The sequence below is a fragment of the Rheinheimera sp. genome (assembly GCF_036568245.1).
Classification (GTDB): domain Bacteria; phylum Pseudomonadota; class Gammaproteobacteria; order Enterobacterales; family Alteromonadaceae; genus Alishewanella.
The window spans coordinates 1-9,749 of the sequence record NZ_DATCSY010000196.1; the positions used below are offsets into that span (position 1 = coordinate 1).

At 45.5% G+C, this 9,749-nt stretch carries 11 protein-coding genes; 5 read left to right on the forward strand and 6 right to left on the reverse strand.

Annotation, left to right across the window (positions count from 1 at the left end; all coding sequences use genetic code 11):
- Positions 1-50: 50 nt before the first annotated feature.
- Genes VIN66_RS08885 through VIN66_RS08895 form a run of 3 tightly spaced genes read left to right on the forward strand, consistent with a single transcriptional unit; the run spans position 51 to position 2,759 of the window.
- Complete coding sequence (locus VIN66_RS08885) at positions 51-173, forward strand: DUF489 family protein (RefSeq protein ID WP_414709886.1); 123 nt, start codon at positions 51-53, stop codon at positions 171-173.
- 8 nt (positions 174-181) lie between these two features.
- Positions 182-1,552 carry an adenylosuccinate lyase gene (purB, locus tag VIN66_RS08890; RefSeq protein WP_331923644.1) on the forward strand — a complete coding sequence of 457 codons (1,371 nt, stop codon included), beginning with the start codon at positions 182-184 and terminating at the stop codon, positions 1,550-1,552.
- 52 nt (positions 1,553-1,604) lie between these two features.
- Complete coding sequence (locus VIN66_RS08895; protein WP_331923645.1) at positions 1,605-2,759, forward strand: cupin domain-containing protein; 1,155 nt, start codon at positions 1,605-1,607, stop codon at positions 2,757-2,759.
- A gap of 62 nt (positions 2,760-2,821) precedes the next feature.
- Here VIN66_RS08895 and VIN66_RS08900 read toward each other — a convergent pair whose 3' ends face one another.
- Positions 2,822-3,259, reverse strand: coding sequence for a DUF4826 family protein (locus VIN66_RS08900; RefSeq protein WP_331923646.1), 438 nt, complete (start codon positions 3,257-3,259; stop codon positions 2,822-2,824).
- 234 nt (positions 3,260-3,493) lie between these two features.
- Here VIN66_RS08900 and VIN66_RS08905 point away from each other — a divergent pair, with 234 nt between their 5' ends.
- Complete coding sequence (locus tag VIN66_RS08905) at positions 3,494-4,540, forward strand: amino acid dehydrogenase (protein WP_331923647.1); 1,047 nt, start codon at positions 3,494-3,496, stop codon at positions 4,538-4,540.
- Between the two features lie 18 nt (positions 4,541-4,558).
- On the opposite strand, the gene VIN66_RS08910 is transcribed toward VIN66_RS08905, so the two are convergent.
- Entirely contained in the window at positions 4,559-5,422 is an 864-nt protein-coding gene (locus VIN66_RS08910) for a patatin-like phospholipase family protein (protein WP_331923648.1), read from the reverse strand.
- Positions 5,423-5,571: 149 nt separating this feature from the next.
- On the opposite strand from VIN66_RS08910, the gene prsR reads away from it, so the two are divergent.
- Entirely contained in the window at positions 5,572-6,927 is a 1,356-nt protein-coding gene (gene prsR, locus VIN66_RS08915; protein WP_331923649.1) for a PEP-CTERM-box response regulator transcription factor, read from the forward strand.
- Between the two features lie 71 nt (positions 6,928-6,998).
- Here prsR and VIN66_RS08920 read toward each other — a convergent pair whose 3' ends face one another.
- From VIN66_RS08920 to VIN66_RS08935, 4 genes are all read right to left on the reverse strand, one after another.
- Entirely contained in the window at positions 6,999-8,258 is a 1,260-nt protein-coding gene (locus VIN66_RS08920; protein ID WP_331923650.1) for a tetratricopeptide repeat protein, read from the reverse strand.
- A 1-nt stretch (position 8,259) separates the two neighbouring features.
- Positions 8,260-8,877, reverse strand: coding sequence for an energy transducer TonB (locus VIN66_RS08925; RefSeq protein ID WP_331923651.1), 618 nt, complete (start codon positions 8,875-8,877; stop codon positions 8,260-8,262).
- Between the two features lie 2 nt (positions 8,878-8,879).
- Positions 8,880-9,284, reverse strand: a complete 405-nt coding sequence (locus VIN66_RS08930) for a biopolymer transporter ExbD (RefSeq protein ID WP_331923652.1) — start codon at positions 9,282-9,284, stop codon at positions 8,880-8,882.
- A gap of 12 nt (positions 9,285-9,296) precedes the next feature.
- The coding region (locus VIN66_RS08935) for a MotA/TolQ/ExbB proton channel family protein (RefSeq protein WP_331923653.1) at positions 9,297-9,749 on the reverse strand (453 nt) is incomplete at its 5' end.

Below are 9,749 nucleotides of genomic sequence, written 5' to 3' on the forward strand. Positions count from 1 at the left end.
TAAAGCAACAGTCCGTACAACATAAAGTACGGGCACTGCTGCTCGCTGCAATCCGCTCTGCTGTGCTATGGCGTCAGGCCGGAGGTAGCCGCCTTAACTTTATTTTTAAACGTCGCAAGTTGGTGGCACAGGCAAAACAAATGCTTGCGCAACTACCCTCATCAAGTTTATAGGAGCCTGTATGCAACTGAACGCCCTAACCGCTATATCCCCCGTTGACGGACGTTATGGCAGCAAAACTGTGGATTTACGGAATTATTTCAGTGAGTTTGGTTTAATTAAATACCGGGTGATGGTAGAAGTTCGCTGGCTGCAAACACTGGCTGCAACCACAGGTATAGCTGAAGTTCCGCCATTATCAGCACAAGCTAACCAGATACTTGATGATATTGTCGACAATTTCAGCTTAGCTGACGCCGAGCGCGTTAAAGAAATTGAACGCACCACCAATCACGATGTTAAAGCCGTAGAATACCTGCTGAAAGAAAAGGTAGCAGCAAACAGCGAGCTATCTGCAATCAGCGAGTTTATTCACTTTGCCTGCACTTCAGAAGATATCAACAATCTGTCTCATGGCCTGATGCTATCGGAAGCGCGCGAAAAAGTATTACTGCCTCAATGCGATGCGTTGCTAAACGCAATAAAACAGTTAGCCAATGAGCACCGTAGCGTACCAATGATGGCCCGTACTCATGGCCAGCCCGCCTCTCCTACTACTATGGGTAAGGAAATGGCTAACGTATACATCCGGCTAAAACGTCAGCGCGACCAGATCGCAGCGGTAAATATTCTCGGCAAGCTAAATGGTGCTGTCGGTAATTACAATGCACATTTGTCTGCCTACCCACAACTTGACTGGCATCAGTTGTCTGAGCAGTTTGTTACCAGTCTGGGCCTGAGCTGGAATGCATTCACAACTCAAATTGAACCACATGACTATATAGCTGAACTATTTGACGCTGTCGCCCGCTTCAACACTGTTTTACTCGATTTTGACCGCGATATCTGGGGTTATATTGCGCTTGGCCATTTTAAACAACGCACTATCGCTGGTGAAATCGGCTCTTCAACAATGCCACATAAAGTTAACCCGATAGATTTTGAAAACTCTGAAGGCAACCTGGGTATTGCTAACGCCTTGTTTAACCATTTATCAGCGAAATTACCCGTTTCACGCTGGCAGCGTGATTTAACAGATTCAACGGTACTGCGTAATTTAGGCATGGGCTTTGGTTATACACTTATCGCCTATCAGGCGACGCTCAAAGGTATCAGCAAACTGGAAGTAAATGAGGCTAACCTGCGCGCTGAACTGGATGCGAACTGGGAATTGCTGGCAGAGCCGGTACAGACCGTTATGCGTAAATACGGTATAGAACAGCCCTATGAAAAGCTGAAAGAGCTTACCCGCGGCAAGCGTATTAATCAGGCCGATTTACACCTGTTTATCGATAAACTGGAATTACCAGCTGACGTTAAAGTACAACTTAAGCACCTCACACCAGCAAGCTATATTGGCGCGGCAATAGAAATTACTGACACCTTACAGTAGCTGATAGATCATAAGGCGCTGAAATCAGCGCCTTTTTTCTCAGGGAAAAAATATGTATCAATTGAATCTGGCTGAACTTAGTGTATCTGACTTTCTTAACAACTATTGGCAGAAAACACCACTACTGATCAAAAATGGTTTTAAAGACTTCATCGATCCATTAAGCGCAGATGAACTGGCCGGGCTGGCACAGGACGAAGAAATTGAATCACGGATTGTCAGCTGCGAAGGGCAGCAATGGGACATGCAAACTGGCCCATTCGATGATTTTAGCCAGCTGGGGGAGAACAACTGGACGCTGTTGGTGCAAGCCGTTGACCACTGGCACCCACAGGCTGCCAGATTAATAGACCCGTTTCGCTTTATTCCGAACTGGCGAATAGACGATCTGATGGTGAGCTTTTCCACCCCAGGTGGTGGAGTAGGTCCTCATCTTGATCAGTATGATGTCTTTATTATCCAGGGAGAAGGCAGGCGGCACTGGCGGGTTGGTATGCCGGATCCCTCTTTACAACAACTCTGCCCTCACCCTCGGCTGTTACAGGTGAGCCCATTCCAGGCTTGTATTGACGTTATAACCGAACCTGGTGACATACTTTATATCCCACCTGGATGCCCGCATGATGGCATTAGCCTGGAAAACAGCCTGAATTATTCAGTTGGTTTCAGAGCGCCGGCACAGAAAGACTTACTAACCGGTCTGGCAGACTATCTTATCGACCATGATGTCACCGGCAAACGTTTCACTGATACAGGCCGTCAGGCATCTGTCTCCGTGGGCGCAATAGAGAAAACAGACCTGCTAAAAGTACGCCAACTGATGCAAGAGTTGGTTGACGACAACACTATGCTACCGAGCTGGTTTGGCAGCCTTATCACGCGTGCAAAACACGAGCTGGATCTAAATGAACCTGATCCGCATTATTCAGCAGAAGAGATAGCCGAATATATTGAAGAAGGTTCAGTGCTAAGCCGCACCGGAGGACTGCGTTGCTGTTATTTTCAGGACAATGCCTCCGCTGACATCGCACTTTTTATTAATGGCGATCAGATTACCTTACCGCCTGATGAACTGGCCACAGCCAGGCTATTATGCGATTACACAGAATTGGCATCTGAGCAGAACCAGCATTTTTGCCAAAGTGCGGAACGAACTATGCTGCTAACCAATCTCATTAATCAAGGCTATTGGTACTTCAGCGAATAATATTCACTAACAAAAAACCGCACTCAGTGCTGTTTTTGCTTTGTGTAAACGAAAAATTACAGTTAACTGACGGGGTCCGCAAACCACAACTCGTCTTTATTAAACATGTCGTACAGATCATGGGCTCTGGTAACCAATAGGTTGGCAAAATCGAGCTGCGTCTTGTCGTTCATACCAGACTCAAAAATTTGCTGTGCTTTTAATTGCCAGTGCATCGAAAACGCGCGGACAGCGTCCCGTGCATTTGCTGCAGCTGATACAGCCATATGATCAGTTGGAAGATCACCACTGATTACCCAATATGATTGTTTTTCTTTAGTATTTAATTTCCAAACAGCAAAAAAGGGTGGTAGATAACGGCTTTCAGATACCGCTACATTATCTGGTAAAATCCCTTTACTCGCCAAGTACTGATTGGCTTTTTGAAACTGCTCTCTAACCCAATCAGCACGGGCTTTTTCTGCCTGTGCTATTTGTTCCTGAGTCAACTGCTCACTCATGTCGTTATTTCCTTGGTAATTTTTCTAGTACTTTATTGGACTGCCTGCCAACAATCAAGTGTTGCGCTAAATTGTCGACAATCTACTGGACTGACCAGGTTAATTTTATTGTAGCTTCTGGTGTAATCCAGTCTGAAATGCTACATTTCGCCGCGCAAAAATGCTGCCGCGTCATGGCAGCCAACCCGAACACCTGCCGCAGCTGTTGGCAGTAATTAAACGGAGAAATCAGTCGTGGCCGTATTTAATCATTCTGAGTTCGATAGTCATGAGCAAGTTGTATTCTGCGCAGACGCTGAAACCGGCTTAAAAGCCATTATTGCGGTTCACAGCACTGCGCTTGGCCCTGCGGTAGGAGGTTGCAGATTATGGAATTATGCGTCAGATGAAGCCGCGTTGAACGATGTTCTTCGCCTGTCCCGCGGAATGACCTATAAAAACGCTATGGCTGGCTTACCTTTAGGTGGTGGTAAATCCGTAATTATCGGTGACGCCAAGAAAATCAAATCAGAAGCCTTGTTCCGCGCGTTTGGCCGTATGGTGCACCGCCTGTCTGGCAGCTACTACAGCGCAGAAGATGTTAATATCACGACTGGCGACATCATGATTGTCAATAAAGAGACACCATTTGTTGCCGGTCTGGAAGGTAAAAGCGGTAATCCTGCCCCTTTCACCGCACTTGGTACTTATCGGGGCATTAAAGCAGCAGCTAAGCATAAGTTCGGTTCAGACAATCTGGAAGGTAAAACAGTCGCTGTTCAGGGCTTGGGGAGTGTTGGCTTCTATTTGTGTGAACACTTGCATAAAGAAGGCGCCAGATTGATTGTGACTGACATCAATCAGGAGACAGTACAACGGGCTGTAACACTATTTGGCGCTACAGCAGTAGAGCTGGACGCTATCTACGCAGTAGATGCTGACGTATATGCACCATGCGCGCTGGGCGCTACATTAAATGACGAAACCATTCCTCTGCTAAAAGCGCGTATTGTCGCTGGCTGCGCTAATAATCAGCTACAGCAAGCACGCCATGGTGAGATCTTGCGACAGAAAGGCATTCTGTATGCCCCTGATTATGTCATTAATGCCGGCGGTATCATCAACGTAGCATCCGAAATGCGTCCTGAAGGTTATTCAGAGCAGGAGTCTACCGCCAAAGTCATGGCTATCTATGACACACTGGTTAATATTTTTGAGCGCGCTGACGCTGATAATCAACCAACCAGTGTCGTAGCAGACCTGATGGCTCAGGAAATTATCCGCCGCGGCAAAACGCTGTAAGCCTAACGGACAGAGCCACTATATACCGTGGCTTTGTCCTTTTTCTTTAAAAAGCTCGCCAAGCTTCATCGGCACTATCGCTTTGGCTGTTTCATAACCGACATTATACAGCTGTTGTTTCTGAAAAGAGCTCAGTGCAAAATCGACAGAAGACACTTCGCCCGTATTTACCACCACAGTGTTATGCCAGTATTCTGCATGAACATACTCGCGTGAAACCGCGCTCATAAAAGTTCTTATCAACATGTATATATATGACAGCAACGGAAAATAACGAACAGGTTGTAAAGGTTTTGCTTCACTATCACTTTTAAGCCTGAAGCATATCAGCGGCAAACCAAGACCTGACCAATCATGGTGCAGCGCATCCTCGGACAGAATAACGCCGTCTGTCATAATATGATTCTCAAACTCCTGGAATGAAAAAAACAATGGTATCGACATGGAAAAGCGCACAGCTTTTGATACTTTAAGCCCCGGGGTTAAAATTCGGTTAAACACGACAGGTCCCCCACCATTTATATCTGTTGCCAGCACATGTAAGTCATAATCCAATTGCGCAAAAGTAATACCTTTTAATTGCTTGTCTAACCAGCTCTCCAGTTTATTGCCGTTGCACACCCCCCCGCTTCGCAACAAAGATGTCATAGAAAAACTCCAGAACTGCCTGAAGTCTGTGCTTAGTGCTATGGCTTTAATTTCAGCCAGGCTCCAGCCAGATGCATAGAGAGCAGCCACTATACTACCGCCGGACACACCGACCAGATGACGAAAAGAAAACCCCATATCAATCAAAGCCTGCAAAATTCCTATGTAACAGCTGAGCCGGGTTCCGCCTCCGGAAAAGATGGGTACTATCGCGGTATTGCTTTTGGCTTGCATTCCAGCTTTATCCTTAAACTGATAAATTCTTTGTTAGTATGGGATAAATTCGGCCGTATACCAGACAAGTTAATGGCTAATTGACTACCCTTAGCTGTACGCTTCTATTAAACTATTCAGTTCGAAGTAGGATTGACAAGGATCGTTAGATGAAGACTATATTAATCATAGAAGATGATATCGGCATTCAGAAACAGCTTAAATGGAGCCTGTCTGATTACGAACTCGTCTTCGCACAAGACCGAGCGTCCGCGCTAACTCAGCTGCGCCGCTATGAACCAGAAGTTGTTACCCTTGATTTAGGGCTTCCGCCAGATCCAGCCAATGCCAGCGAAGGCCTCGCCTGCCTGAATGATATACTGGCGTTAAAACCCAACTGCAAAATCATTGTTATCACAGGCAATACTGATACAGAACATGCATTAAAGGCCATCGCACTGGGCGCATACGATTACTACCAAAAACCGGTAGATCCAGAAGTACTCAGTATCATTCTTGCCCGGGCATTTAAAATAAGCGAGCTTGAAACTGAAAACCGTGCGCTAAAAAGCGCTAATCTTGGTAACAATGATATTATCGGCAACAGTGAGGCGATTTTAAAAGCATGCCGTACCGTTGAGAAAATTGCCCCAACAGAAATTACCACCTTACTATTGGGTGAAAGTGGTACTGGTAAAGAAGTGTTTGCCCGTGCAATTCACCGCCAAAGTCCAAGAGTCAACAAACCATTTGTCGCTATAAACTGCGCATCTATTCCGGAAAATCTGCTGGAAAGCGAACTGTTTGGCTACGAAAAAGGGGCATTCACCGGAGCCAATAAAACTACGCTAGGTAAAATAGAATGTGCAAATGGTGGTACTTTACTGCTGGATGAAATTGGCGATATGCCGCTTAGCTTGCAAGCAAAAATGCTGCGATTTCTACAAGAACGGGTAATAGAGCGTGTCGGCGGCAGACAGGAAATCGAAGTAGATGTTCGGGTTATCTGTGCCACTCACCGTAACCTGGCCGAAATGGTGGCAGAACAGAGCTTCAGGGAAGATTTGTACTACAGGATAAGCGAAATAACGCTGCTGATCCCACCACTGCACCAGCGTGGTCACGACATTGTTGTCATAGCTAAGGCGCTATTGAATAAATTTAACCTGGAGTTTAATACCCAGGTGCAGGGCTTTACCGAGTCTGCGATGCAAGCGATGTTACAATATGCTTGGCCCGGTAACATTCGCGAACTGCAAAACAAACTTAAATCGGCAGTGATCCTGGCAGACAGTAAATATATCACCGCAGAAGATCTGGCTCTTGCGGTACAACACACAAAAATTGATACCTTACGCAAGGTAAGAGAGCTGGCAGAAACTCAGGCTATTCGGCACGCTTACACACTGGCAGCGGGAAATTTATCTAAAACTGCAGATACTTTAGGTATAACACGACCAACACTTTATGCGCTGATTGATAAATATCGCTTACACGACTTACGTAATACCGAGACTGAAAACTAACTTTGCTTTGCTGTGCAAAAGCAGTTTTAAACTGGCAACATAAAAAAAACCCACCGAAGTGGGTTTTCTTATTAAAGGCTAACGCCTTTCTGCTTGGCTTTGTCTTTGATATAAGACTCCCAACTACGCACTTGACGTGACATAGCAGGATCCTTTTTAGCATTCATCAACGCAGCATAGGCTTCTTTATATTTCTTCTGATAGAAATATGCATCTACCAGACTCATATAAACACCCGATGGTTTATCAACATTCATCGATAATGCTTTATCAAATGATGCGATAGCATCGTTGTAGCGCTGAATAGCCAAGTAGGAAGAGCCTTGGCGACGATAAGCATCTGCATCGTTAGTTAACTTCGCCAGCTCGCCATAATACTCAGCGGCTTTTAAAAACTCTCGCGCAGACTGAAAGTTCGATGCTATAAAGTTTAGATTGTTTTTGTCTTTTTTGACCAATCCGCTCTTCATATGTTTTTCCATCGTCGTCGCTGCTTTGTAAGGAATGTTATTATTGGCATACATCTGTGCCAACATCCTTACTTCAGAGTCTTTCTCAAGATAACCCTGTGAATAAGCCAACTGTAACGTTGTTAAAGACTTAGAGAACTCTTCAGTCAACGTATAAAAGTTACCCAGGTACACCCAGAACTGCTTATTTTCAGGGAATAACTGAACCATGGTCTCAACCACAGCAACTAACTCTTTATAACGTTTAAGCTCATACAAAGCAGCCATCTTCAGCTGATAAGGCCCCTCTATCGGTTTTGGTGAAAACCGTATCGCATCATCGGCTGGAGCAAGCACCTTGTCATGCTGGTTCATCAGGTAATACGCATTAGCCATACGCATGTAGGCATCTGAATTCTGCTCACCAGTAAACATAATCCAGTCTTCATATGCCTTAATGGCTTTCTGATATTGCTTGTCCTGTAGCAACATATCTGCCAGTAGCTTCAAAGATGTAGCCTGGTCATTAAATGTCAGAACATCCGGCTTAACAGCCAGCGTCAGATATTTTATTGCCTGCTTCTCGTCTTTAGTCGCATACAGGTTGCCAAGAAAGCGATTTAGCGTAGCTGTATCAAACTCGTTATTAGATTTAACCTCTAATAACGTAGCAATAGCTTCATCTACTTTCTCTTCGTTATACAAATCAAAAGCTTTGACCAACGTTTTGCCCACTCGCTCACCGACGATCTGGGTTTTACGCGCTTTACGCTCTTCAACTTTAGCCATATTAGGTTGTACAGCTGCAGTAACAGAGGTTGCTGTTACACTAAGTGCAGCCGCAATTACCAATGCAGAGGTAAGTTTTTTAAGCTTTAACATCTTAACCTCCTGCCATATCTAAAGTGAAATCAAGTTGAACCTGCTGGCCTGTCTGCTTCATTGGTTTACCGTCAACCACTTTAGGGCTGTACTTCCAACGGCGCAGAGCACGAATAGCTTCACGGTCGAACACACGACGAGGTTCAGCTTCAATCACCTCTACTTCGTCAACGCTACCATCTTCCATAATACTAAAACGCAGTTTAACCCAACCTTGTAAGCCATCACGAGCGGCCTGAACCGGATAACGTGGCTCAATCCGAACGATTGGTGTCGCATCACCATCACGCATCATGCTTGATGGATCACCTAAACCTGCACCACTTGAACCTAAGTTCAGGCCTGGCATATTAAAGCCAATAGCACCGGCCGCATTTGCCGTATCAGGTTCTGGCTGAGGCGCTTTTGGCGGCTGAGCCGGTGGTGGTGGTGGTGGCGGTGGCGGTGGCCGCCGCGTCTGTGTTTCTGAGTCTGGCGGCGTAGTGTTAATTTCAATAACAATACGCTCTTGCTCTTTTACTTCGCGCTTTCCGCTGGATTGCAGCAAAGTAGCCATCATTAAAAACAACAGAAACGTTACCACCGCACCGATTATTAACGATGTTAGGAAACGTACCATAATTACTTAGTCTCCCCGGCTATACTAATCACCAGTGAAGGGTCAGCAGCTTTAATCTGATCCATAACTTCCATTACAATACCGTGCTTAGCTTCTTTATCAGCCTGCACAATAATGGTATCAGTTGGTGACTCAGCTCTTAGCCGTTCAATGTTGGCTGAAACACGCTCAACATCAACCGGGCGCTTATCCATCCAAATCTCACCGTTAGCACGGATAGCGATAAAGATAGTAGCACTTGGTTTCTTTTGAGCCTGAGCAGCTTCAGGTTTGTTTACATCGATACCTGCTTCCTTAACGAAAGACGTGGTTACGATAAAGAAGATCAGCATGATGAATACGATATCCATCATCGGCGTGATATCAATCTCCGCCTGTTCAGCTTCGCGAATACGTTTGCGTGCCATAAAAAACTCTCTTTAATGATGCGGTAAACTGTCGGCTAAAGCAGCTTTTTCGCGCTTAACCTGTACGTCTAACCGCGCACTGAAAAATACACCTGATATCGCTGCAACCAGACCCGACATTGTCGGAATAGTCGCCATAGAGATACCTGTTGCCATGGTTCTTGGGTTGCCGGTTCCCTGTGTTGCCATAATGTCAAACACAGCAATCATACCGGTTACCGTTCCCAACAATCCAACCAATGGACACAGTGCAACCAAGGTTTTAATAAGCAGCATACGCTGGTCTAATTTATCTGAAGCCTCGGAAATCCAGCAATCACGGATCTTATGTGCATACCATGATGTGGTATCTGCTCTGGCGTCCCAACGGGCGATAATATCCTTTTTAAGCTTTGGATATTCCGTTTTAAGAAACCAGTAGCGCTCTATCATCAAAAACCACATGATGAAGAGTACCAGGGCGAC